This is a genomic window from Allobosea sp. BK604 (genome assembly GCF_004341515.1).
Lineage (GTDB): Bacteria > Pseudomonadota > Alphaproteobacteria > Rhizobiales > Beijerinckiaceae > Allobosea.
This window is the reverse complement of record NZ_SLZF01000005.1, coordinates 412,074-436,950: the sequence shown is the minus strand read 5'-3', so window position 1 is coordinate 436,950 and position 24,877 is coordinate 412,074. Positions and strand designations below refer to the sequence as shown.

Sequence of the window (24,877 nt, the reverse complement as noted above, 5' to 3'; positions counted from 1 at the left end):
ATTCCAGAGAGCGGGAAGGCAGGGCTCAGGCGGCGCTGAACGCGCCGGCCTGCGGCAGCCTGGGCTCGAGACGTAGGCCGGGCTCGTGGCGCGGGCTGGCGATCGCGGCGTCTTCGCTTGGCTCGGCGGCACTGACGGGCGCCGGGACGCGAGGCAGGGCCTCGACATCGGCGACGGCCGCCGGCGTCGGCGTGCGGCGGAAGAGCGCGAAGAACAGGCCGCGCGCTGTTTCCCGAATGCCCCAGATCGCGGTCTCGAGCGTCGCCAGGACAAGGTTGCGCTGCCGGTGGCGCGCTGCCCGCATCGCCCGGACCCCGGCGAGATCGCCATAGGCGACATCCGCAACGAGCCCGTGGCGATCGCCGCCGACCGCGCTGAAGCGCAGGCCGAGCAGGCGCGCGCCCTCGACGGTCCTGACCGAGGAGATCGTCACCGGGGCTTCGAACACGCCCTCGCCATCGCTGCGGGGGACGCGGATCAGGGCCGAGTGGCGCCCCGGCGAGAGCGGCTGGCCGGCCAGATCCGCAACCTTGACCTTCAGGCCGCCGATCGAGGCATCCATGAGCAGCACCGGGACAGGCTGGCCCTGGACCAGCAGCTCACCACGGCGATTGGTGGCGAGGCGCTGGACGCTGCGGCGCTCGCGCCGCTCGGAGACGACACCGAGCGCAAGCCCGGCGAGGACCGTGTTGAAGATGTTCCAGATGCCGACGACGAACAGCAGATCCCGCGAGGCCGGCTCCGCGACATAGCGCGCAACGGTGTAGATGGTCGCCGCGACCAGTACCCCGAAGATGACGTAGAAGGGCAGGGCCAGGCGGGACAGGTTGTCTTCGCTGAGCGAAGTCCCCTTTTGCGTGACGTTGAATTTCGGCGCGCGCGGATTGAGGAATGCGCTGGCGAGCGCGCCGGCGAGATAGACCGACTGCACGTATTCGTAGAGCTCGGAGATCCAGGGCCAGCGCAGCCGGCCGTAGAGGTAGTTCTGGGTGAGCAGCACCGCGGCGATATAGGTCAGCGTATAGGCGACGAAGTCCTGCGGCGACGCGTCATAGATCTGCAGGTTGAACAGGATGAAGAACAGCGGCGAGATCATGAAGATCAGCCGCGAGAACGGGAACCACCAGAACAGGTTGCTCGACAGGTAGCAGAGCTTCTGGGCGAGGCTCAGCCCGCGCTTGAACAGCGGATTCTTCAGCATGAAGATCTGCATCATGCCCTGGCCCCAGCGCGAGCGCTGGCCGACGAAGGCTTCGAAGGTCTCGGGCTGGAGGCCCGCGATCAGCGGCTTCTGCACGTAGAGGCTCTTCCAGCCGCGGGCATGCAGCTCGAGCGCGGTCTCGCAATCCTCGGTGATGGTCACGCCGGCGAAACCACCGACCTCGTCGAGCGCCGTGCGGCGCAGGACGGCGGCCGAGCCGCAGAAGAACGCGGCGTTCCAGCTGTCGAGGCCCTTCTGGATCGCGCCGTAGAACATCTCGTTCTCGGACGGCATCTTCGCGAAGGTCGACAGGTTCCGCTCGAGCGGATCGGGGTTGACGAAGAAATGCGGCGTCTGGACCAGGAAGAGCTTGGGTTCGCGGCCGAAGAAGCCGATGGTCTCGCGCAGGAACTCCCGCGCCGGAACATGGTCCGCATCGAAGACCACCACGAGCTCGCCGGTCGAGTTGGCGAGGCCGTTATTCAGATTGCCAGCCTTGGCGTGGAGGTTGCGCTGGCGGGTGAGGTAGCGGACGCCCAATTCCGCGCAGAGCGTCTGCATGGAGCGGCGGCGTGCGGCCGCCTTGGCTGCGGCCACCGGGTCGGCCGCATAGATCTTCTCGTCCGTGCCGCCATCGTCGAGCAGATAGACGGTCAGCTTGTCCCCGGGATAGTCGAGCGCCTTGGCGGCCGCGAGCGTGACGGCGACGAGATCCTGATCTTCATTATAGGACGGCACGAAGACGTCGACCGTCGGAAGCTCCTGGTCGCTGAGCTGCGGCGCCTGAGGCCGCGTGACCGGCTGGGCGTTGACGAAGAGCCCGAGGCCCAGCATGCCGATGCAGTAGAGTTCCGCGGCGATCAGCATGACGCCGGGAATGAAGTCGAGAAGTTGCGATGGATCCGGGATCGTTTCCGTAACGCGCCAATAGATGTACCGGATGATCAACATGGATGCGAGCGCGAGGAATATATGTCGCCAGATTCCGGCCAGTCGTAACGTCGAAATTGCGAGCATGACCGCCAATGCGGACAGGCTCAGCATGAAGTGTAATTTGATTCCGATGGGTTGGGTGACGAAAACGGTGAATATTGTTGCAATCAATACCCACAATCCGCGGATCGCAAATTTACCCATAACGCCGCCCTCTTACACTGAACGCACTCGTCTACATGTGACGCTGCACTGCGGCGGAGAATAGGGAGGTTTTACGATTTAGAAAGCTCGATTTTTCACTATATAGGCGTGCTAGTATGAATTGATTAATCATGGCGGCGATGCGCGCAGGCTATCGGTTAATAATTGGTGAATTTCCGTTGGGGCAATTGAGTCGGGAACTGTTGAAGGTCAATTCGAGTGAGATTTAGATAGGGAAGGTATCTCTTTTCGGAGTTTAGGCGTGGCATGATCTGGCTTATTCGATATTCGACTGGGTTATTAGTGATATAAGTGCAAAGTTTTCTAAAGTTTACGAAAAGTTTCAGACGAAATATTGCCGTGATAGACTCGATACAGTGCGTAGAAAATGGACATTTTTTGACGTATGTGACGAGTTTTTCGGCATATCCGAATTTTTGTGCACTGGCATTCATAGTGCCTATTTCGGTAGCTGACTAAAAGCGCGTCCATGACAGAAATTCGGCCACTCTGAATTATGTCAAAAGACATAGTGCCGATGTGGTGCCCGCTCGAATACATCATCAAGCCACTCGAGGATCGGATCGCAAAGGCCTTCAGAGAGTCTTGCTTGGCGTTGGTCTGGCGCCAACTGCCGACATCGGTTGTGCTGCCTGAAAGCGGACCGGGACGACATGCTTTGCTTTTCCGGCCGGGGGGGCGGCGAAAGTCGTCGAGAAGGCCTGCAGCCCCTCGCTCGCGGGTTGTGCCGTTGCTGCATCGCGTCAATGGTCCTCACCTGCGCGGCGTTGTTCGCGGGGCAGGCCGGCTTCGGGCCGTGCCAATGCGGAGTTGGCGTGACCTTCAGCTGTCTCCCGCCGACCAGCCCCCGGCATCCGGGTGGTGGCAGCCGCCAGCGGCGCCTCGAACAATGGACCCCAGTCCGACCTGCCGCTTGCAATGCGTAAGTAGCGCGCTACATATGTCGCCATGACGATGATTCTGGAACGGCCGGCTGACGGCAATCTTCGCGAGCAGGTGCTTCGGCATGTCCGCGCCGAAATCATCGCGGGGGAGGCCGCTCCCGGCACGATGTATTCGGTGCCCAGCCTGGCCGCCACATTGGGCATATCGACCACGCCGGTTCGGGAGGCGCTGCTGGAGCTCGCGCGCGGCGGCTTGATCGAGCCGATGCGCAATCGCGGCTTCAAGGTGGTCACGCCGACGCTCGCGCAATTGCGCAACCTGTTCGATATTCGCGAGATCCTGGAGCTGAACGCGGCCGAGATCGTGGCGCTGAAGCGCCGGAAGGATCTCAGCGAGCTGCGCCGTATCGCCGATCACGTCGCTGAGACCGTCGAGCGCGGCAGCATTCTCGACTATCTCGAGGCGGATCGTGCATTTCACCACGCGCTGACCGAGCAGGCCGATAACGAGCTCCTCACGGAAATGGTGATGTCGTTGCGCGGCAAGATGCGCCTCTATGGGATCGCGTCGGACCCGGGCAAGGAGCGCCAGCGCGAATCCGTGGCGGAGCATTACCGCATCATCGAACTCGCCGAGATCGGCGATGTCGACGGGCTTCGGCAGGTGCTGAAGCATCATATTCGCTCCTGGGAGCCCATCTTCACCGACGCCTTGCTCAAGGTCACCCGCGAGACCAAGGCGAAGGGCCTGCGCCGCTAACGCATGTCCGCGTTTCTGCGAATCGCAGGAATGCTCTAAGCTTTTGTTTTATCGTATTGTCTTCGCGCGAGCCGCTATCCGCTTCGCTTGAAAACGCTTTGCTGCGACGGCCGCGCACCATTCCCGAATCTGAAAAAAAACGTCGGCGGCGCTGAAAAAAGCGCTTGCGCGCTCATGTGTGATGGCATAGTAGCGCGTCACACGCTATAAGTAGCGCGTTACACACTACTACCCACGAGGCTGACATGACCACAGAACCCCTGAAGCGGCTGATGTGTCTCGGCTGCGGCTTTTCCTATGACGAAGCGCTCGGGCTGCCCGAGCACGGCCTGGCTCCCGGCACGCGCTGGGCCGATATCCCCGAGAGCTGGGTCTGCCCCGACTGCGGCACGCCCAAGCACATGTTCGAGATGGTGGTGATCGGCTACGCCGCCGGCGGTCCCGAGCTCGCCCAGAAAGCCTGAACAAGCCCCAGGAGGCCAAGGCCATGAACGACGCAGCCATGAACGACACAGCTATGAACAGCACATTCGTCATCCGCAGCGCCGAGCGCGGACATCAGATGCTCAAGTCGGACGGATCGCGCGCATCCTATCTTGCCGGTCACCCCGATGCGTTCATCACCCGCGCATCGAGCTTCAACTTCAACCAGTACCAGAGCGGCCGCCCCGGCTTCGGTACGGTGAGGGTCTTCGGCGAGGAGGTCTTTCACGGGTCAGGATGCGGCTACAACATGCATCCGCACCATAATTTCGTGATCTGCGCCTTCGTCTTCGCCGGCGAGCTCACCCATCTCAACACGGCAGGCGCCGGCATGGTCGACCGTCTCCAGGCGGGCGACTATTACGTCTTCTCGGCCGGCTCGGGCGGCAAGCATTGCGAGCTCAGCGTCACGCCCGAGGACATGCACGTGATCTATCTCTGGCTCCTGCCGGAGCAGCTCTACATGCCGCCGACCTATCATCGCGGCCATTTCGACTTCCGCAAACGCCGCAACGAGGTCGTGCAGCTTGTCGGCGAGGCGGATGGCGCGCTGCCCATCCAGCAGGATCTCAGCGTCTCACGCCTGATGGGCGATGCCGGCAATCGCTTCCCTTACCAGCTGCGGACGCTGTCGCACGGCGCCTATGTCTTCGTGCGCGAGGGTTCGATCCGCTGCTGCGGCACCGAGCTCGGCCCGCGCGACAGCAAGGGCGTCTGGAACACCGAGTCGATCGAGATCGAGGTCCTGGAAGACGACAGCGACGTGCTGATCGTCGAGACGATCATGATCGACGACGCCAAGATCAAGGCATGGGAGAGCGAACATGTCGGTCACTAAGCGCTCCGAGCCGGTCGTCGTTCTCCGCAAGAGCGTGCGGCAGCCGACCGCGCGGCCCTTGTCCGGAGCGGGGGCGGGGCCATCGCCCTGTCCATTCCGCGCCACCTGCAAATCGCCGCTCTGCACCGGCGCCTGGTCGAGCCCGGATTGTCCGGGCAGCAGGAAGGGAGGCTGAGATGCCGATCATGACTGTCCGCTACGGCGCCGGCGATCTCGACGCGACCGCCAGGGCCGATCTCGCGAAGCGGCTCACCGAGATCATGATCCGCATGGAGGGCGGAGCGAACACGCCGGGCGGCCGCGCCTTCGCCTGGGTGCTGTTCGAGGAATCCGCGCCCGGCGCCTGGTGGGCGGGAGGGGAGGCCGGGGACGAATACATCGCACCGCCGGGGCGCTACCTCGTCCGTGTCGATATTCCCGAAGGCTACATGAACGCCGCTCACAAGAGCGAGGTTCATGCCTGGGTGACGGAGGCGATCCTCGCGGTCAGGCCCGCCTCGGGGCCGCAGGCCGGCCACAGCATTCAGGTGATCGTCAACGAGATCCCCGAAGGCAACTGGGCCGCGGCCGGGCGCACGATCAGCCTGGCCAATATTGCCGAGAGCGTCGGGCTCCCGAAGACGGGCAGCCGCTTCGCCTGGGCCAAGGCCTATTTCGCGGCCAAGGCGCGTGCGCGCGCCGCCGCCGGCTATCCGGCCGATGCCGGCGGCCTGTGGGCCGATCAGCCGCGCTGAGGCCGCCCCAGGCGCATGTAACCGACATGGACTGATGACGCTGGCCGGTCTCGACAGGCGCGATCGTCAGTCCAAACCCCGGGAGAGAAAGATGCCCGATGCATCACCGAGAGCGTTTTCAAGCGAAGTGGCTACCGCTTCGCGTGAAGAAAATGCGTCACGACAAAGGGATAGCGAATGTTCGCGCGTTGGAGAAGGGCGGACATGCTCTGAGCATCCGAACTGGCGCGACGAACTGCGGGCCATCGTCTTCGACGTCCAGGGCACCTGCGCCGACTACTATCAACCGCTGCTGCGCGCCGGCGCCACGATCAATCGCAGCAAGGGACTTGCGCTCGACTGGGCGGAGCTGGCGGCCGAATGGCGCGATCTCTACCGGACGGCGCTCGATGCGGTGATCGATGGGAAACGGCCATGGCTGCGGGTCGACCGGATCTATCGCGAAGCCCTGGACAGACTGCTGGAGCAACGCGGGCTCGACGGCCTGTTCGCCCTGCACGAGCGCGACGAACTCAACGCGATCTGGACCCGGCTCGAAGCCTGGCCTGATGCCGTGGACGGGCTCACCCGCCTGCGCCGCCGCTTCACGATTTCGACGTTGTCGAACGCCGGGATGGCGGCGGTCGTCGCAATCGTCAAGCAGGCGCATTTGCCCTTCGATGCGATCCTCACTGCGGAGCTGGCAAGGAGTTACAAGCCGGCTCCCGTGGTCTACCAACTGGCCGTTGACTATCTCGGCTATGAGCCCGGCCAGATCCTTATGGTCGCCTGCCACAAATACGATCTGAAGGCCGCCAGGGCCTTTGGCATGCGCACGGCCTTCGTGGCGCGTCCGCTCGAGTTCGGCCCCGCTGCCCACCCTGATGTCGCGCCCGAGAGCTGGTTCGATTGCCATGTCGACAGCTTCACCGCGCTGGCCGACGCGCTGGGAGCGGCTTGAGCGCCTTGGCCCGGCTCCACCCGAGACGGAAACCGGACCTGCCGCGCGATGCGCACTACTGCTTGGCCGCCGGCGCGGCTATGATTGGCACCTCGGATGACATGACGGGGCTGACATTGGACCTGAAGAGCTTCAGGGTTTCGCTTGCGGAACCGCAGCCGCCCGCCGGCTTGAGCCCTGCCTTGCAAGCGCTGTGGTGGGATGCGAAGGGCGATTGGCACAGGGCGCATGAGCGCGCGCAGGAACGCGACGATGCGGCAGGCACGCGCGTCCATGCCTATCTCCACCGCAAGGAAGGCGATCAATCGAACGCCGAATACTGGTATCGGCGCAGCGGCGCCGCGCCGTCGATCCTGACGCTCGACGAGGAGTGGCAGGAATTGGCGGAGAGCCTCCTGGCGCGAGGCTGAACTCGGGGCCCGCATATCCGGAAGCCACTCCCCGGCAAGCTGCTAATCCTGCGGGGAGCGCGGACCAGGACCGCGCCGCCTGATCGATCGGGGTCTTCGGGGCGCGCCGCCCGGCAGGGTCCCGCGCTGCCCGGCCTCCCATTGTCGAGCCGGCCTGCTCGAGCCCGCTCTGGCTGGATGGCAGAAAGCTGCGCGTCCGAACGAACGGATAGCCTTGGCGGCGACCGGGATCTCTACGGCCGGGCTCGCCGGCGAAGTGTAGATCCGCGAGCTCGGCATTGGCTCGGGCGAAGCTGTGGCTGTTTGGACGAAGAACCAAGGGAAATTGGAGCATCGTCCAAGCCGCCGGCAAGGTCTTAGCCGACACCGTCGGGCATGTTCCCTTCACTGGATCGCGACTGGCCAGGCCCGCTTCGGGGACTGGTTGAGAGCGTCGGCTGTTTTTGCCGGAGGCACCGGTGAACGCAGCCATCAAGCGAAGAGAGCAAGCATGATGAGTGGTCTGAAGGACAAGGTCGTCATTGTCACCGGCGGCAGTTCCGGCATCGGCCGGGCGGCAGCTCTGGATTTCGCCGAGTTGGGCGCCAAGGTGATCGTCACGGCCCGGCGGGCCGCGGCTCTCGAGGAGGCCGCCTCGATCCACCCGAACATCACCGCGCTGGTCGCGGATGTGGCCTCGCCCGAGGATGCCGAAAGGACCGTCGGCAAGGCGATCGAGACCTGGGGCCGCCTCGATGTTCTCGTCAACAATGCCGGTGCCGGTGCCATTCTGCCGCTGGCGGAGGTCACGGCCGAGCGCATTGCGAGCATCTTCGCGGTGAACGTGATCGGGCCCAGCCTGCTTGCGGCGGCAGCGCTGCCGCATCTGATCGCGACGAAAGGAGCGATCGTCAATATATCCAGCACCTTCGGCCACAAGCCGGGCGCCGGTCTCTCGCATTACGCTGCGAGCAAGGCGGCCCTGGAGCACCTGACCCGCTGCTGGGCGCTGGAGCTTGCCCCCCATGGCATCCGGGTCAACGCCGTCGCCGCCGGCCCGACTGAATCGGGCGCGCTGACGGGGATGATGGGGCTCTCGCCGGAACAGGCGGCCGCCATCAAGGCGCAGGAGCGCGAGCAGATCCCGCTCAAGCGGCGCGGCAACCCGGAAGAGGTCGCCCGCTGGATCGTCCAGCTCGCCGAGCCGGCTTCGGCCTGGGTCACCGGCCAGGTGCTCGCCGTCGATGGCGGCCTGGGGCTGACCTGAGCGGACCGCCGATGCCTCATCCCCCCGGGCAGTCGTGCTGTTCCAGGGGGGTATCCAACCTGTGCTTCCGGACTGGCTGACGCGATCCCTCGCTCAATGGGCCCGGCGGCGGGTGCGGGGCATTCTTGATCCCGCACCCTGAGACACATCGCGAAGGAGACACCGAATGCGAGCTGGCGCCCTCATACTGGCTGCCGCCCTGATGCTGGCGGGCCCTGGCACAGGCGTGCTCCAGGCCACCGAGCCGCAGCAGGCCAAGCCCACCATCATCCTGGTGCACGGCGCTTTTGCGGAATCGTCGAGCTGGAGCGAGGTGATCACGAGGCTCAATCGGGACGGCTATCGCACGATCGCTGCCGCCAATCCGCTGCGCGGGGTCGCGCAGGACGCAGCCGCAGTCGCCAGCATCGTCAGGTCGATTTCCGGGCCGGTCGTTCTCGTCGGCCATTCCTATGGCGGGCCGGTGATCACCGAAGCCGCCAACGGCAATCCCAACGTCAAAGCGCTGGTCTATGTGGCGGGGTTTGCCCCGGAGAGCGGTGAATCGAGCCTCAGCCTGTCCGGAAAATTCCCCGGCAGCACCCTGGGGGATGCGCTCCTTCCGGTCGCTCTGCCCGGCGGCGGGCGCGATCTCTACATCCAGCCCGACAAGTTCCGGACCCAGTTCGCCGCCGACGTCTCCCAGGAGCAGGCGCTGGTCATGGCGGCGACACAGCGCCCGGTGGCGGAGACTGCCCTGGCGGAGCCGTCCGGCGATCCCTCGTGGAAGAGGCTGCCGAGCTACATGATCTACGGCTCCGGCGACCGCAACATCCCGGTCGCGGCGATGGATTTCATGGCGCAGCGGGCCCGGGCGGTGAAGGCCGTGCTCATCAAGGACGCATCCCACGCGCTGATGGTCTCGCATCCGGCCGAGATCGCCTCGCTCGTCAAGGATGCCGCCTCGGCCCCGTGAGCGGCGCGTCGGGCAACCCATCAGCACCAGGAAAGACCGAGGACATGAGTGACGGGACATTTCGATTGCTGGCCGGGATTGCGGTGCCGGAGAGCGCGCTGATCGATCAGGCGATCGCCTATGCCCGCAGGGCCTGCGAGCCCTATCTTTTCAACCATGTCGTTCGATCCTGGTTGTTCGCTGCTCGCCTGGGGCAAGTTCAAGACATCGAGCATGATGCGGAGGTCGTCGCCGTGGGGACGCTGCTGCACGACATCACGCTCAACGACCGCTTCGATGGGCCACGTCGTTTCGAGGTGGAAGGGGCGGACCTGGCACGGGATTTCGCCCGGAAAGGCGGTCTCGACGAACGCCGAGCCCAGCTGATCTGGGACAGCGTCGCCCTGAACTCGACGCCCTCGATCGGTCTCTACAAGCAGGCCGAGGTGGCGCTCTGCACTGCCGGCGTCTGTCTCGATGTCGGCGGGCTCCAATATGGCCTGCTGCCGGCGCAGGAGATGGCGAGCATCCTCGCCGAATATCCAAGGCTCGGCCTGAAACAGCGGATGACGCAGTGCTTCTGCCACATCGCCAAGACCAGGCCCGAGACCACCTATGACAACTTCCTGCGGGATTTCGGCGAGCGCTTCGTCCCCCGCTACCAGGCGCAGTCCGCCGTCGATTTCGTGATGAATGCCCCGTTCGACGACTGAACCGGGCGGCCAGGACGGGGCAGGGCCGTCGCCATCGGCGCCTTCCTGCGCCCGATAGCGAGCGCAGCCCGTCCGGGCGAATGGCTCTGCCCCGCAGGTTCCGACCGTTCCTCGACATCGGCCAATGCGCCGACACCCAACCCCGTAAAACCATCCGCGACATGGGGGCGTCATGCCCAGTAAGATTGATGAAATCGATCAAAAAATTCTAATTCATGGTAATTCTCCGATCGTTGCCGGAGCCGGGGACGACGCGCTCCAGCCAGCGAGTGCGCGTCCATGACCCGGCCCAGCCCCTGCAGCCGCCCCGACGACTGCTCGCGCGAGACGGCCGGTCCGAGCCATGATGGGACACCGATCGCCGATCAGGACCCCGCACATGAGATGTCGCGCGTCCTGAGGACCGCGCCGCTCCACCTGGCGACGGATGCCTCGGGCGGTGCCATCGCTCACTGGCATCACGACCCGCTGCACGATGTCGTCGAGCCGATGGTCGATCACGTGATCATGGCCTATAACGGCTCGATCCAGCGCATGGAGCGGCGGACGGGGCGATCCGTCGAAGCCGGAACCTTTCGTCCCGGCGTCGTGATCATCATCCCGGCCGGATCGAGTTCCCGCTGGGATATTCCAAAGCCTGTCGATGTCGTGCAGCTCTATCTGCCGCGCGCGACGCTGCAGCGCGTTGCCGACGAAACCGGGACCGTCACATCGGCCGAACTCCAGGAGCGAACGGCCCATCCGGACGCCGTTACATCGCGCTTGCTCCTGAGCGCGGCCGATGCCCTGGAGGGCAATGGTGCCCTGGACGCGCTATTCCGGCAGCAATTGACCGATCTTCTGGCCACCCGCCTGCTGGTTGCGCATACCGGCAAGCCACCGTCCTATCAGCCGGCGGTCGGCGGTCTCGCGCCCGGCGTCCTGCGCCGGGCCATCGAGCGATTGCGCTCGGACGCCGATGCGGATGTCTCGCTGGCTGCGCTTGCCGCCGATTCCGGGCTGTCGCGCTTCCATTTCTGCCGCGCCTTCAAGGAAAGCACGGGGCTCTCGCCTCATAACTGGCTGCGGCAATATCGGCTCGAACAGGCGATGACCATGCTGCGCGATCCCAATAACTCGGTCGCCCTGGTGGCGGCCTCGCTCGGCTATGCCTCGCAGACCGCCTTTGCCGCCGCATTCCGGAAACTGACCGGGGTAACGCCGTCCGATTGGCGCCGGCGCGACGGCTGACCGCAATCCCTCCATTCGCCTTCCGCTTCTCGATCGCTGTCGCATGGCCAGCGACAGTGTCGATCCCTTCCGGCGCAGGCGGGGGCCATGCCGCGCTCAGCGGCGCCCATCCGTTAGGCGCAATTGCTCTGCAACGGCGTCAATCGCTCTGGCGCGAGCCCGGACCTGCCTCGCTAAACCACGATTGTGCTCACGCCAATGACCTGCGGAAACAATGGCTGGCCTGGGACATGTCCGCTTCGCTTCGATTACGCGCGCTGGCGCAAGTATTCGAACAAGCTATTGCAAGGGATCAGTGCCATGACCTCCATCACGACCAAGGACGGCGTTCAGATCTTCTACAAGGACTGGGGGCCGAAATCCGCGCAACCGATCGTCTTTCATCATGGCTGGCCGCTCAGCGCCGATGATTGGGACAATCAGATGCTCTTCTTCCTCGGCAAGGGCTTCCGTGTGATCGCCCATGATCGCCGCGGCCACGGCCGGTCGAGCCAGGTGAGCGACGGCCATGACATGGATCATTACGCCGCCGACGCCGCCGCCCTGACCGAGCAACTCGATCTGCGCAACGCTGTCCATGTCGGCCACTCCACGGGCGGCGGCGAAGCCGCGCGCTATGTCGCCCGCCACGGCAAGGGCCGCGTGGCCAAGCTGATCATGATCGGGGCCGTGCCGCCGCTGATGCTGAAGACCGCCGCCAATCCCGGCGGCCTGCCCATCGAAGCCTTCGACGGCTTGCGCCAGCAACTCGCGGCGAACCGTTCGCAGTTCTACCGCGATTTCCCGAGCGGCCCGTTCTACGGCTATAATCGGCCCGGTGCCCAGGCTTCGGAAGCGGTCGTCGCGAATTGGTGGCGCCAGGGCATGATGGGCGGCGCGAAGGCGCATTACGACGGCATCAAGGCGTTCTCGGAGACGGATTTCACCGAAGACCTGAAGAGCATCGCCGTGCCGACGCTGGTGCTGCATGGCGACGACGACCAGATCGTTCCCATTGCCGATTCAGCTCCTTTGTCGGCAAAGCTCCTGCAGGCCGGCACGCTGAAAATCTACAAGAAGCTGCCGCACGGCCTCTGCACGACCCATCCCGATATCGCCAATGCGGACATGCTGAGCTTCATCTCGGCGTAGAGCATTTTCGAGCGGCGTGGACACCGGCTCGCGTGAAGAAATGCGTCATCGCAAGTAGATAGTCCGCGTCGCTCCACCAGCCCCTGCGTCATCGCTTAGCAATGACCCCCGCCGCTCCGCCGGAGCGGCGACGGTGACGCACGCCCTCCAAAGCTCAGATCCAGGGAGTGAATCTCATGAGACTCGTCATCGTGGGCGCCGGCTTCGCCGGCATGTATGCCGCCCTGTCCGCAGCACGCCTGCGCGACATCGAAGGCGTTTCGCCCGAAGAACTCGACATCGCGCTGGTCTCTCCCGAGCCGGTGCTGGTGATCCGCCCACGGCTTTATGAGCCGAAGCCGGAGACGCTGACGGCGCCTCTGCAGGAGGTGTTCGACGCCGTCAACGTCACCTATGTCCAGGGCAGCGTCGAAGCGATCGACACCAACGCCTGTACCGTCGGCATCCGCGATGCCAAGGGCGAGCAGAAATCCTTTCAGTACCACCGCCTGGTGATCGCCACCGGCAGCCGGCTGTTCCGCCCGAATATTCCCGGCCTCGCCGAATACGGCTTCAGCGTCGACAATATCGACGATGCCAAGGCGCTCGATCGCCACCTCAAGGAGCTGGCGAAGCTGCCCGCCTCGGCCGCCCGCGACACCGTCGTCGTTGCCGGCGCCGGCTTCACCGGCATCGAGGCGGCGACCGAGATGCCGTCGCGATTGCGGGCCCTGTTCGGCGAGGACGCCGGGACCCGCGTCATCATGGTCGAGCGCGGCGGCGCCGTCGCCCCCGATATGGGCGAGGAGGCCCGCCCGATCATCGAGGCGGCGCTGCGCGAGCTCGGCGTCGAGACCCGGGTCGAGGCCGGGGTCGCATCGCTCGACCGATCCGGCGTCACCTTGAGCACTGGCGAGCATATCGAAGCCATGACCGTGATCTGGGCGGCGGGCATGCGCGCCAATCCGCTGACCACGACAATCCCCGGCGAGCGCGACAAGTCCGACCGGCTGCTCGTCGACGCCTGCCTGCGCGTGCCAACCGTGCCCGGGGTCTTCGCCACCGGGGATGCGGCACGAGCCGCCTGTGACGGCAACGGCAATTACGCGTTGATGTCGTGCCAGCACGCTACCCGCATGGGCGCCTTCGCCGGCAATAACGCCGCCGCCGAATTGTTGAATGTACCGATGCGGCCCTATCACCAGGAGGCCTATGTCACCTGCCTCGATCTCGGTGAGGCCGGAGCGCTCTTCACCCGCGGCTGGGACCGCAAGGTGGAAATGGTCGGCGAGACGGCGAAGGCGACCAAGCGGGAGATCAACACCGTCTGGATCTACCCGCCCATGCCGGAGCGCGCCGCTGCGCTCGCCTCCGCCGATCCGGAGCAGGTGACGAAGCTCTGATCACGCACTGGCGCGGGCCCGGGCGGCAGATCGCTAAGCAGCAATCGCTCTACAGCGGGAGCAATCGGTCTGGCGCAGCGGCACGCCCGGCCCGGTAGATCATTGCAGGACACGCCAGCAACGAGCGTGCCGCCGGTCTCTGAAGACTTGACCCGTTTTCACCGCACGCCCCGGCCGGGACGTGCGGTCCCTCCCAAAGCAAACCCAGGAGATACCGAAGATGAACCAGATGATCAGCAAGCCCCAGCAGGGGACGACCGTGAAGCCCGAAGAGCTGGTCCCGTCGCGCTACGCGGTGCAGATCGGCGAGATCGAAGTGCTGGTGATCAGCGACGGCGTGCTGCCGCTCCCCACCAAGATGCTCGGACACAATGCCGAGGCCGCCGATCGCGCCGCCTGGCTGAAGGACATGTATCTGCCGCAGGACGCGTTCGACTGGTCGCTGAACGTGGTCCTGGTCAGGAGCGGCGCCCAGACCATCCTGATCGACGCCGGGCTGGGCCTGGACCCGGACCTGAACCTGCCGCGGGCCGGGCAGCTGATCAAGCGACTGGAATCCGCCGGCATCGATCTCGGCTCGGTGACCGACGTGGTGCTCACCCATATGCATATGGACCATGTCGGCGGGCTCCTCGTCGATGGCGTGAAGGAGCGGCTGCGTCCGGACCTGCGCATCCATGTCGCCGCTGCCGAAGTCAAATTCTGGGAGGCGCCCGATTTCACCCATGTCAATATGCCCGAGGGCTTCCCGGATGCGCTGCGGGCGGCCGCCAAGAAATTCGCGGCGGATTACCGTGACCAGCTGCGCCTGTTCGAGGATACGCATGAAGTGGCGCCGGGCGTGGTCGTCCATCGCACCGGCGGCCATACCCCCGGGCACAGCGTCGTCCGCCTCGCATCCGGCGGCGACCGTCTGACCTTTGCCGGCGACGCCGTCTTCGCTGTCGGGTTCGACCATCCCGACTGGCACAATGGTTTCGAGCACGACCCCGAGGAGGCGGCCCGTGTTCGGATGCGGCTGCTGACGGAGCTGGCGGCGACCGGCGAACAGCTCGTGGCCACCCACCTGCCATTCCCCTCCGTCGGCCGGGTCGCGGTCGATGGCGACACCTTCCGCTGGGTGCCGGTCTTCTGGGATTACTGACCGATCATAGGGTCAGTCGCATTCGCGACCTTTTCGCGAAACCGCCACGCACCGGGCCGTCTTTGCGGCGGCCCGGTGCCTCCGGATCGGCTCGGGCTGCCGGCCTCGGCCGTTGCTTCGATCCGTGCCTCGACTTGACCAACCGCTAGCGGTGAAGGCCTCCCATGTCCGGCGATGACCACTTCCTGGCGCTTGTCCTGATCAACATCCTGGGAACCGCCGGCATCGTCGTGTGGCACGTCCAGGGCAGCAGCCGGCCAAATGGCCGCCTCATCGTCCAGATCCTGTTCTTCGCCGCCATGAGCCTTGTGCTCTGTTTCGGCGGAATTGCCCCGCATCAGCCGGACGCGATCTACTCCGAAGGTCTTGCCGCGCTGCTCGCCAAATCGGCGCTGATCCTCTGGTGGACCCATTTGGCGTGGACGGTCATCGGCTTCGTCCACATCTATGTCAGGCTCAACCGCAAGCCGCGCGAAGCGCATCTCATCCTCGATATGGCCGTTGCCGCCATCTATCTCGGCGTGGCGCTCTCGGTCATGGGCTTCGTCTTCGACATGCCCATCGCCACCCTGGTGACGACCTCGGGCGTCGTCGCCGTCATCCTGGGCCTGGCCTTGCAGAACACGCTCGGCGACGTCTTTTCCGGCATCGCCCTGACGCTCGGCAAGGCCTATGCGATCGGCGACTGGGTCCAGTTGGGCGACGGCACGGCCGGCCGTGTCACCGAGACCAACTGGCGCTCCACCAACCTGCTGACCGCGGCGAACAACATCGTCGTGCTGCCGAACAGCATGCTGGCAAGGCAGGGCCTGACCAGCCTCAGCCGCCCCGACGAGACACATCAGATCGCCTTGCGCGTGCGCTTCGCTCCCACGCAAAGACCGCGCATGGTCGAGGAGGTCATGCGCTCGGTGCTGCAGGCCAGCACCCGCATCGTCAAGGACCCGCCGCCGGCGGTCGCGCTCAAGGCCATCGACGCGATCGCGATCGAGGTGGAGCTGCAGTTCCGCGTCACCAGCGTCGCCATGTCGACGCCCGCGAAGAACGAAATCATCGATCTCATCCATGACCAGTGCAGGGCGAGCGGCCTCGCGCTGGCCATACCCGCCGCAAGCCTCTCTTTCCTGCCGGCGGCGACTTGAATTTGTCGGAGATTTCGGCCGAGTTGCCGTGTCCGTGAAAGAGTTCGGATCAACCCCCTTGGCGCAGCGTTCCGCTATCGATCACACCTGAGGAGACTGTCATGGCGAATGTGCTTGTTCTCTACTACTCGTCCTACGGCCATATCGAAAAAATGGCCGAGGCCATCGCCGAAGGCGTCCGCGAGGCCGGCGCATCGGTCGATATCAAGCGCGTGCCTGAACTGGTGCCGGAGGAGGTCGCACGGAAATCGAACTACAAGCTGGATCAGGCCGCGCCGATCGCGAAGATCGAGGATCTCGCCAACTATGACGCCATCATCATCGGCACCGGGACGCGCTTTGGCCGGATGACCTCGCAGATGGCGAATTTCCTCGACCAGGCCGGTGGTCTTTGGGCCAAGGGCGCGCTTCACGGAAAGGTCGGTGGCGCCTTCACCTCGACTGGAACGCAGCATGGCGGCCAGGAGACGACGCTGATCTCGATCATCGGCAACCTGCTTCATTTCGGCATGGTCGTCGTCGGCCTGAATTACGGCTTTGCCGGGCAGTCCAGGCTCGATGAGGTGACCGGCGGCTCGCCCTATGGCGCTACTACCATTGCCGGCGGCGACGGCAGCCGCCAGCCTTCGGCGAACGAGCTCGACGGCGCCCGCTATCAGGGCCGTACCATCGCCCAGACGGCGCTGAAGCTTCACGGGTAGGGGATCTGGCCGGCACTGCGGGCCTTTGCGCCAGGTGCCGGCATCGGGCCATGGCTCAGCCTGGGGCCATGGCCCAGAGCATTTTCAGCCGGGAATGACCGCTTCCGGGCCGCAATCGAATATCAGGATGGCCGCCGCTACACGCGCGGCGGGTTTCAACTGCGCAGCTTGGTGGCGAACGCCGTACGAACCTCGTCGTAGCGCTCGCCGAGCTTTCTGCCTTCGTTGCGCCAAAGCGTCCGGAGCCCGTCCGGGAGATCCTTCTTCAGCTCGCCTGTCTCGCAGACATAGGTCAGTTCCTGCCAGAATTGGTGGAAGGTCGCGTCATCCTCCTGGTCGACAAGCAGGGTCTGGCCGGTCGCGTCCGAGCATGCCTTTTCACCGGCTTCGAGCGCAGACGCGTCGAAGACGCCTGCTTCGAACTTCTGCACGGCGCGGAAATATTGAGCGAGTGCCGCCCACATGGCGTGATAGGCCGCGTGGCGGCGTGGCGCGAGCTGGCTGAGCTCGGCCCGGAACGTATCTCCGGTCTTCGCAAGGTCGGACTTGAGCCTCTCGGTGAATTCCGCTGTCGCGCGGTTGATATCGCCTTTGTGGTCCTCCAGCGCCTTGCCAGTCCTGAGCGCCAGCTCCTGCCTGAGTGTCTCGGTCGCGTCGTTGACCGACTGCGCGAGCTTCGACTTAAGATACTCGTTTGAACGGCCGATCGTCGCGGTCAGGATGGCAGCCGCGATCGCGCCGACAAAGGCCATTGCGATCTGCACCATCTGGGCCAATCGCTCCGGCGCGACGCCTTGCGTTCCCGATAGCGCAACGAGCTGGTCCCACGACAGATAAAGCAGCCCGCCGCCGAGAATCAGGAAGAAGAGCGACAGCAGATATCCCAGGATGATCATTTGCACTGGCCGATGCTGCGATCGCATAAGCAGCCTGGCGTCTTGCAGGTCTTCACGCAACGCCCGCCGCACTTCGTCTGCGTGACCTGTTGCACTGTTGCGACTGCATGCGGAACCCAGGCGAAGGCGCGAAAATTGCTTTGCCGATCGCGCTCGAGCATCCCGTCATAGGTTATATCGGTGACGTAGTCCTTGACGCCGTTCTGATCGAGATAGGCGCCGGTCCCTTGCGCATTCGGGTTGCCGGCGACGCTGGGCAGGTCAAGCCAGTCTTGCTGTGTCTGGTTGTCCGACATTGCTGTTCCCCCGGAAACCTTGGCTCATTGATGCACGCTTCCAAGGCGAGGAACAGTAGGCTGCTGTTGCCGCATCGGCCTCGCCTGGCTCTTCAGGAACGAGCGCAGCAGGGCGCAGCCGCTGAAGCTGTCCGACGGCAACGCGATAGAGCCGCTCGGCAGCGGCCCTTGTGACTCGGCGGCAGGATCAGGAACTTGCCTCGGGCGCCCATGTCGACGCCGAGGGTCCCACAGCCAACGTCTCCAAAAAGACTCATCGAGAAGCTGCGGCCGATTCTTTCCTTTCGCTCAAATAAGAGTGCTACCGTGAGCTTGGCTCTGGGGCTTCAAGCGAAAGGAGTCGAAATGGAACATCGCTATCACGTTGGGGATCGGGTTCGTCTCGCGTTTGGCTTTTATGACCAAGAGGCTGTCGGGCCTTATGAGATCTCGGCGCTCTTGCCGACGCGTGCGGATGGTGAACCTCAATATCGAATTCGTGGCAGCGATGACCGGGAGCGCGTGATCGGTGAGGGCCAAATAGGACAAGGAGGCAAGTTAGGTTCTCCCGCTCGATCCAGAAGTGGCCAAAATCCCATTACAAATGAATTTAACCGCCTACGGCGAAACGAGGGCGAACAATAGACCTCGGGCCACAGACGTTAGCGGCAGCAGGGCATTCAGTTCGAAGTTGCTGCCTTTGAGCGTGGCGCTGCCACCGTAGAGGCCAAACATCCAATAGAATTCAGATTATCCGGGCGCCGTGGGTTAATGCCTTCGTGCTCGTTCCTGCAGCCAACCGGTTAGGTCACTTTGCCATATTTATCCCCTCCCGTTGCACTGCCTAGCGGCGGGATCACATTATTTCGCTTGCCGCGATGGTGCGTGGGCGTGATTGGGCGCATACTGCACCCAAGGTGGAATGGCCTATTCGCTCTCACTGGCGCGGCCGACCGTGCAGAAAGCACCGCGTGAAACTTAGAATCGGTTACGAGCTCGACTACGACTTTCCGCAGCCGACTCCTATGATCCTGATGCTGAATGTTCACTTCAGCCGGTTCTCAGATCTCGAAACGCCCGACTACATGCGTATTGAGCCGTCGGTCCCGATCAGCGCCTACCGCGATGGTTTCGGCAATTGGTGCAGCAGGCTGCTCGCGCCGCGGGGGCCAATGCGCATCACCGCCGATACCATGATATCGGACAGTGGTGTGCCCGAAGCGTTCGATCGTAACGCTGGTCAGGTGCCCGTCGAGCGCCTTCCTGAGGAATGCGTCGTCTTCTTGCTGGCGAGCCGGTTCTGCGACAGCGACAGGCTCCTCGATCTGGCCTGGCAACTTTTTGGACATACGCCGCCGGGCGCGGCACGTGTCCAGGCAATCTGCGATTTCGTGCACCGGCGCATCGCCTTCGACTACAATGATGCCAGTGTGACGCGCACGGCCACGGACGCCTATCGCGAGGGACGCGGCGTCTGCCGCGACTATGCCCATTTAGCCATCGCCTTCTGCCGGGCGCTAAACATTCCGGCGCGGTACTGCACCTGTTATTTAGGCGATATCGGTACGACACCCCCCTGGCCACCGGGCGATTTCGCAGCGTCGTTCGAGGCATATCTTGAGGGCGGCTGGCAAATGTTCGATCCACGCAACAACGAGCCGCGAATCGGCAGGGTGCTGATCGCTCGGGGCCGCGATGCTGCCGATGTTGCTATCGCCACGACCTTTGGGCCGAACACGCTGAAGGGCTTCAGGGTCTGGACCGACGAGGTGGTAGCGTCGCAATGACTAGGCCGTGATTCGTCCCCTCAACTGGTCTCCTTCATCGCCGATCAACCGGCCTTATCGCTGAAAGACCCCGCGGGTGCTGACTTCTTAGTCCGCTGTGGCGGCTTGGCGGCGAGACCCCTGCGCGTGGTCGAGAGTTCGGATGCCGTCTGAAGGGCATCCTGTATTGCGGCAGTCGGGGCAGCCGTCGCGGATGGTCCCGTTGAAGGTGGTGCTACCGTGTCGATGTCGATCGTTCGGAAGCGGATCATTTCATCTTTGGTCCTTTTACCTTAGCAGCAGCGGCCGCGACCGTTGAGGGGGCGGCGGCTATCACTCTTGGCTTTTCCTTCTTGGGCTTCTTCGCTTCGCGATTGCCCCGTTGTCCGCCTTTTGCCATCTTCCGCTCCTGCTATTGGGGAAGCGGGCTGCTCCCCTGGTTATGCCCCGTCCAAATTCGACGTGAAACATTTGTCGTGTCGGCGCTTGCGTGGGCTAAGGAAAGTTGACCGCTGAGAGCCGGTGATATCCCCCGCCTTGCTTGAGGTGAGCCGTGCGTGCGGCCTGCAATATAACGGAACGGTTCAGATCGAACGAAACGAGGAACGAAGCCTCGCTGCCATCAACTGTCGCGGGGCTCAAAGCCCGCAATACGTCCAGATCGATCTGAAACATCACTTCAAGGGATGCCTGGGAACCCCAGAAACTGACGCAGCCCCGTCTGGGTTCGTAACGGCGGATCGGGTTGGGAAAAGCGAGTTTCGTCATCCGAGCCGCCTCTCGTTGCGAATGAGCTCGGACTGAGAAGCATTGATATAACGCTGCTTACGATGCTTCCGCAGCCAGACTCCCAAACAAAAGGCCACGAGTGCGCCCAGGGCCAAAAGTTGCCAGTGGATGAGCAAGGGCTGGTTGTAAAACTTGACCGCGCCCCAAGCGCTGACACTGAAGAGTGCCACCCCGATGATCCCATACATCATGGCCGACGATTCTGGCGTAGATGCATGATTGGTCGCGGCTAAGCGGGCTTGCTCCTCCCGGCTTTCCATCAACGCATCAATTCAACAAAAGAAAAAAGAGAAACGCAAACGCGGCACTGCTCACCGCATATGTCATCAACCAGTCCGGGTATCCGGCTGCAACGAAAATCCGATGGTTAACAGGAAAGTACCGCATGATCGGGCTCCAATTCTTGGTGCCCTAAGCGGGGCGCGCGGGCGCAGATTCTTTTGAATTCAGTACGAAAATTAGGCTGAAACCGGAGATGGTCTCCAGAAATGCAAATTTCAAGTAGCTCGACTACATATTTTATTTCTATTTATTTAGTGAGAAAGCCTTCGCAAACAGACAGATCGTCGGCGAACGATTGCAATCCGGAGGTCAGAGCTGTGGCGTTCCACGAGCAGGAATGTCCGATTTTGGCCCCCGTCACTGCACCCGGACATTGAACCCTGACCGACGAGCTCCTCTCGTCACCGGCCCCCCGGGGCGGTAGCAAGCCGAACTAGGAGTTCGCGGGTCGGCTCCCGGCTATGGCGGTTCGCTCGACGAGCCGCCGTGACGCGATCTTCAGAGTCCGCTCCTGGCGCGGATCGGTATGAACCGGTGTACCGCCGGAGTTCTCCGTCCCATCCATCCCTGTCATCCGGCTCGACAAGTCGGCTTGGGCGGGGATGCGCCGGGAGCGGGCTCTGGCTCCATGCCCGGAAGCGGACCCGACACGCAGCTTCTTTCCAGAGCCACCTTGCGGCGGACAGTCGAGGCGCCATGCGCCAGCACTCGCCTCGGCGCCAAGCCGAAGCGTCATCCGCCGTCGTCAGGCGTTCAAATGCCGACGCGCTTCATCTGTGCGGGCGGATAGCGTGTTCCGGCAGCCCGTCCGGGGGCGAAGGCCTCGTCCAGCTTTGCCAGGGTCGAGGCCGCCGGCGCGAGATCGGCGGCATCGGCGTTCTCGTCGAGCCAGCGGCGCTGTTTCGAGCCGGGCAGGGGCACGATGAAAGGACGGCGGCTGAGCAGCCAGGCAAGCGCAAGCTGCGCCGGAGTGCAGCCCTCCTGCGCTGCGGCGGCGCGCAGGGCTTCGACCATGACCAGGTTATGGGCCATGTTGTCGCCCTGGAAGCGCGGCATGTCGCGGCGCCGGTCCTTCGGCGCGAGATCGTCCAGCGCCGCGATGGTGCCGGTCAGGAAGCCGCGGCCGAGCGGGCTGTAGGCGACGAAGCCGATGCCGAGCTCCTCGCAGAGCGGCAGGAGCTCTGTCTCGGGATCGCGCGTCCAGAGCGAGTATTCGGTCTGCAGCGCGGTGATCGGGTGGACGGCATGCGCGCGCCGCAGCGTCGCCGGCGACGCTTCCGACAATCCGATATGGCGCACCTTTCCTGCCGCGACCAGCTTCGCCATCGCTCCGACGGTCTCCTCGATCGGCACGCTCGGGTCGATGCGGTGGGCGTAGTAGAGGTCGATATGGTCGACGCCCAGCCGCTTCAGGCTGAGGTCGCAGGCCTGCGGGACATAGTCCGGCTTGCCGTTGACTTCGGCGGTGCCGTCCGGGAGCCGGATATTGCCGAATTTCGTGGCGAGCACGACCTTGTCGCGGATCCCCTTGAGCGCGCGCCCGACCAGCTCCTCATTGGCGCCGAAATTATAGGCGTCGGCGGTGTCGACCAGGGTCACACCGCGCTCGGCGGCGCGGTGGATCGTGGCGGCGGCCTCAGTCGGGTCGGGCTCGCCGTAGATCGGCGTCATGCTCATGCAGCCGAGCCCGATGGCGGAGACGTCGAGCATGCCGAGGCGTCGGGTCTGCATGAGCCTGTTCCTTGCGGTTTGAGCGTGGCCGCTCACTGGAAGATTTCGTTGAATTTCTTCTTCACGATCGGCCCCTGCTTGCGCAGGAACTCGTAGTCGACGCCGATCAGCTTGATGTCCTTGACCGCGGGGCTGTTGGCCGGCGGCGGCATGTCGATGCGGGCGGAATAGGAGCCCTCCTCGGGGAAGAGCTTCTGGACCTCGTCGCTGATCATGAACTCGGCGAGCAGCTTGCCGGCATTGGGATTGGGCGAACCCTTCACCACCGACGTCGGGGAGGGGATCACATAGGTGCCGTCGGTCGGGTAGATCGTCTCGATCGGATGGCCGTCCTTGCGGTCCTCGGCGGCATAGGAATCGAGCGCGCCGGCGGCGATGACGCGTTCGCCGCGCTTGATCATGTCCGAGACCTGCTGGTTGCTCTGCACGATCATGATGTCGTTCTGGCGCAGCTTCTCATAATAGCCCCAGCCCTTCTCCTTGGCGTTCATGCCGACCACGGTCAGCTGCAGCGAGGTGAAGGACGGGTCGGTCATCACCTGCTTGCCCTTGTATTTCGGGTCGAGCAGGGCGTCCCAGGTGCGCGGCGCCTCGGCGGCCGGCATCTTGTCGCTGCGCACGTAGATCGTGATGATGTTGAGCCGCTGGGCGATGAAGTTGCCGTTCGCATCCTTGGCGCCGTCGGGGATCTTGTCGAAATTCGCCGGCTTGAACGGCACGAACATGCCCTGGTCGCCGAGCTCGGCCGCCGCGGCCGGGTCCGAGGTGGTCAGCAGGTCGGCATTGATGCGCTTGGCCTGCGCCTCCTGCAGGAAGCGGCGCAGGATGGCCGAGCCGCCGGAGCGGAAGACCTCGACCTTCACGCCGTATTTGGCCTCGAACATCTTGGCGATCTTCTGGCCGGTCTCGACGGGGGTCGAGGTGTACCAGACGACCTTGCCCTCCTTCTTGGCGGCCTCGACATCCGCCTTGTCCTGCGCGAGCGCCGTGCCGGCCGTCGCCAGCGACAGCATGGCGCCGAGCGCGATCGTGTAAGCTGTCCTGCTCATCGTCATTCCTCCCGGTTCGTTGGTTCGGCTGCGCTGTGGCGCGAGGGCATCTGCCGGCCCTCTTTCGCCCCGCCGCCGGATGTCAAGTCCGGCGGCGCGCGCGGAAAGTTGTCGTCACTCGCCGCGATAGAGCGGCTCCGGCTGTTCGTAGAAGCTCTTCAGGATGTGGTAGACCATCTTGTAGTTCTTCTGCTGGAACGAGGCGTGCGAGATGCCGGGCATGACGACGAACTGCTTGTCGGCATTCGGCAGCCGCGAGTAGAACGCGATCAGGTCCTCGAAGCTGGCGATGCCGTCATATTCGCCGCGCATGATGATCGTCGGCACGGTGATCTTCGCGGGGTCGGTCAGCGGCAGGCGCGAGCACATGTCGACATAGGTGCCGGTCGGCATGGAATCGTCGAGCGCCAGGATCGCATCGGCGAAGGCCTCGACCGTGGCATGGTCGGCGGTGCCGGGGTGGTCGCGGTTGAAGATCGAATGCACGAAGGCGCGGTCGATCGGCCGGCGCTTCATCGCCTGGAACTGCGGCAGCTTCTTCTTGCGCTCTTCGAGCGTCGGGCTGCCCTCGCCAGTCCAGACGAAGGCGTCGAGCGCCAGTCGGCGCACGCGCTCGGGATGGCGCTCGGCGAAGGCGGCGGCGCGCAGCGCGCCCGATGAGATGCCATAGACCAGGAAGGGGCGGTTGCCGCGCAGCTTCATGATGTAGTCGGAGGCCGCCGTCAGGTCGTCGGCGCCATCGGCGATGTTGCTGGTGATGTCGCGCGTCTTGGTCGAGCGGCCATAGCCCTCCATGTCGACGCACCAGGTGTCGTAGCCCTGCTTGGCGAACCACTCCATCACCGAGGAATCCGGCCGGCCCGGCACCTGCAGGTCGAAGGTCGGTTGCGAGGCCATGGAGGAGCCGTGCACGAACAGGATCGTGCCCTTCTCGTCGGAGGGCGTGCCCAGGTATTTCTCGAAGAGGAAGAGGTCGACCTCGCCCTTCTTGGTCCAGTGCTCCTCGGCCTTGATCGGGCCCTGCGCGGTGGTGTGCTGGTTCATGTCAGTCTCCGTAG

At 64.2% G+C, this 24,877-nt stretch carries 24 protein-coding genes; 16 read left to right on the top strand and 8 right to left on the bottom strand.

What is annotated here, in order from left to right:
• Positions 1–25: 25 nt before the first annotated feature.
• Positions 26–2,338 carry a UDP-forming cellulose synthase catalytic subunit gene (gene bcsA / locus EV560_RS17910; protein WP_131857128.1) on the bottom strand — a complete coding sequence of 771 codons (2,313 nt, stop codon included), beginning with the start codon at positions 2,336–2,338 and terminating at the stop codon, positions 26–28.
• 969 nt (positions 2,339–3,307) lie between these two features.
• Between bcsA and EV560_RS17905 the strand changes: the two genes are divergently transcribed.
• The 15 genes from EV560_RS17905 to wrbA all read left to right on the top strand — a co-directional run bounded on the left by EV560_RS17905 (position 3,308) and on the right by wrbA (position 17,031).
• The gene (locus EV560_RS17905) at positions 3,308–4,003 is read left to right on the top strand and encodes a GntR family transcriptional regulator (protein WP_248312110.1); all 696 of its coding nucleotides are present in this window, start codon (positions 3,308–3,310) and stop codon (positions 4,001–4,003) included.
• A gap of 245 nt (positions 4,004–4,248) precedes the next feature.
• Positions 4,249–4,467, top strand: a complete 219-nt coding sequence (locus EV560_RS17900) for a rubredoxin (RefSeq protein WP_207908053.1) — start codon at positions 4,249–4,251, stop codon at positions 4,465–4,467.
• A 38-nt stretch (positions 4,468–4,505) separates the two neighbouring features.
• The gene (locus EV560_RS17895) at positions 4,506–5,324 is read left to right on the top strand and encodes a pirin family protein (RefSeq protein ID WP_248312109.1); all 819 of its coding nucleotides are present in this window, start codon (positions 4,506–4,508) and stop codon (positions 5,322–5,324) included.
• 176 nt (positions 5,325–5,500) lie between these two features.
• Positions 5,501–6,058, top strand: a complete 558-nt coding sequence (locus EV560_RS17890; RefSeq protein ID WP_131857127.1) for a tautomerase family protein — start codon at positions 5,501–5,503, stop codon at positions 6,056–6,058.
• 34 nt (positions 6,059–6,092) lie between these two features.
• Positions 6,093–6,998: a haloacid dehalogenase type II gene (locus EV560_RS17885; RefSeq protein WP_248312108.1), complete on the top strand. Its 906-nt coding sequence runs from the start codon at positions 6,093–6,095 to the stop codon at positions 6,996–6,998.
• 101 nt (positions 6,999–7,099) lie between these two features.
• Positions 7,100–7,408, top strand: coding sequence for a hypothetical protein (locus EV560_RS17880; protein ID WP_207908063.1), 309 nt, complete (start codon positions 7,100–7,102; stop codon positions 7,406–7,408).
• Between the two features lie 490 nt (positions 7,409–7,898).
• Positions 7,899–8,654, top strand: a complete 756-nt coding sequence (locus tag EV560_RS17875) for an SDR family NAD(P)-dependent oxidoreductase (RefSeq protein ID WP_248312107.1) — start codon at positions 7,899–7,901, stop codon at positions 8,652–8,654.
• 166 nt (positions 8,655–8,820) lie between these two features.
• Positions 8,821–9,609 (top strand): alpha/beta fold hydrolase, encoded by a 789-nt coding sequence (locus EV560_RS17870; protein ID WP_131857126.1) that lies wholly within the window; start codon positions 8,821–8,823, stop codon positions 9,607–9,609.
• A gap of 44 nt (positions 9,610–9,653) precedes the next feature.
• Complete coding sequence (locus EV560_RS17865; RefSeq protein ID WP_131857125.1) at positions 9,654–10,301, top strand: HD domain-containing protein; 648 nt, start codon at positions 9,654–9,656, stop codon at positions 10,299–10,301.
• Between the two features lie 384 nt (positions 10,302–10,685).
• A complete protein-coding gene (locus EV560_RS17860) occupies positions 10,686–11,531 on the top strand; it encodes a helix-turn-helix transcriptional regulator (RefSeq protein ID WP_465247020.1) in 846 nt (281 codons plus the stop codon).
• Positions 11,532–11,831: 300 nt separating this feature from the next.
• Positions 11,832–12,662, top strand: a complete 831-nt coding sequence (locus EV560_RS17855; RefSeq protein WP_131857123.1) for an alpha/beta fold hydrolase — start codon at positions 11,832–11,834, stop codon at positions 12,660–12,662.
• A 176-nt stretch (positions 12,663–12,838) separates the two neighbouring features.
• Positions 12,839–14,044, top strand: coding sequence for an NAD(P)/FAD-dependent oxidoreductase (locus EV560_RS17850; RefSeq protein WP_131857122.1), 1,206 nt, complete (start codon positions 12,839–12,841; stop codon positions 14,042–14,044).
• Between the two features lie 220 nt (positions 14,045–14,264).
• Complete coding sequence (locus EV560_RS17845; protein WP_131857121.1) at positions 14,265–15,188, top strand: MBL fold metallo-hydrolase; 924 nt, start codon at positions 14,265–14,267, stop codon at positions 15,186–15,188.
• 164 nt (positions 15,189–15,352) lie between these two features.
• A complete protein-coding gene (locus EV560_RS17840) occupies positions 15,353–16,330 on the top strand; it encodes a mechanosensitive ion channel family protein (protein WP_131857120.1) in 978 nt (325 codons plus the stop codon).
• Between the two features lie 101 nt (positions 16,331–16,431).
• On the top strand, positions 16,432–17,031 hold the full coding sequence (gene wrbA / locus EV560_RS17835) for an NAD(P)H:quinone oxidoreductase (protein WP_131857119.1): 600 nt from the start codon (positions 16,432–16,434) through the stop codon (positions 17,029–17,031).
• Positions 17,032–17,186: 155 nt separating this feature from the next.
• Here wrbA and EV560_RS17830 read toward each other — a convergent pair whose 3' ends face one another.
• Together EV560_RS17830 and EV560_RS17825 are read right to left on the bottom strand one after the other, a co-directional pair.
• Positions 17,187–17,927 carry a hypothetical protein gene (locus EV560_RS17830; protein WP_131857118.1) on the bottom strand — a complete coding sequence of 247 codons (741 nt, stop codon included), beginning with the start codon at positions 17,925–17,927 and terminating at the stop codon, positions 17,187–17,189.
• The gene (locus EV560_RS17825; RefSeq protein ID WP_131857117.1) at positions 17,924–18,223 is read right to left on the bottom strand and encodes a hypothetical protein; all 300 of its coding nucleotides are present in this window, start codon (positions 18,221–18,223) and stop codon (positions 17,924–17,926) included. Before EV560_RS17825 ends, EV560_RS17830 begins: the two co-directional genes overlap by 4 nt.
• A 950-nt stretch (positions 18,224–19,173) precedes the next feature.
• On the opposite strand from EV560_RS17825, the gene EV560_RS17820 reads away from it, so the two are divergent.
• Positions 19,174–19,989 carry a transglutaminase-like domain-containing protein gene (locus tag EV560_RS17820; protein ID WP_131857116.1) on the top strand — a complete coding sequence of 272 codons (816 nt, stop codon included), beginning with the start codon at positions 19,174–19,176 and terminating at the stop codon, positions 19,987–19,989.
• 474 nt (positions 19,990–20,463) lie between these two features.
• On the opposite strand, the gene EV560_RS17815 is transcribed toward EV560_RS17820, so the two are convergent.
• The 5 genes from EV560_RS17815 to EV560_RS17795 all read right to left on the bottom strand — a co-directional run bounded on the left by EV560_RS17815 (position 20,464) and on the right by EV560_RS17795 (position 24,863).
• Positions 20,464–20,736 carry a DUF1488 family protein gene (locus EV560_RS17815; RefSeq protein WP_131857115.1) on the bottom strand — a complete coding sequence of 91 codons (273 nt, stop codon included), beginning with the start codon at positions 20,734–20,736 and terminating at the stop codon, positions 20,464–20,466.
• A complete protein-coding gene (locus tag EV560_RS17810; protein ID WP_131857114.1) occupies positions 20,733–21,017 on the bottom strand; it encodes a hypothetical protein in 285 nt (94 codons plus the stop codon). The genes EV560_RS17815 and EV560_RS17810 overlap by 4 nt, the downstream gene beginning before the upstream one ends.
• A gap of 775 nt (positions 21,018–21,792) precedes the next feature.
• The gene (locus EV560_RS17805) at positions 21,793–22,770 is read right to left on the bottom strand and encodes an aldo/keto reductase (RefSeq protein ID WP_131857113.1); all 978 of its coding nucleotides are present in this window, start codon (positions 22,768–22,770) and stop codon (positions 21,793–21,795) included.
• A gap of 32 nt (positions 22,771–22,802) precedes the next feature.
• Positions 22,803–23,819 (bottom strand): extracellular solute-binding protein, encoded by a 1,017-nt coding sequence (locus tag EV560_RS17800; RefSeq protein ID WP_165923521.1) that lies wholly within the window; start codon positions 23,817–23,819, stop codon positions 22,803–22,805.
• Positions 23,820–23,933: 114 nt separating this feature from the next.
• Entirely contained in the window at positions 23,934–24,863 is a 930-nt protein-coding gene (locus tag EV560_RS17795) for an alpha/beta hydrolase (protein ID WP_131857111.1), read from the bottom strand.
• Positions 24,864–24,877 lie beyond the last annotated feature (14 nt).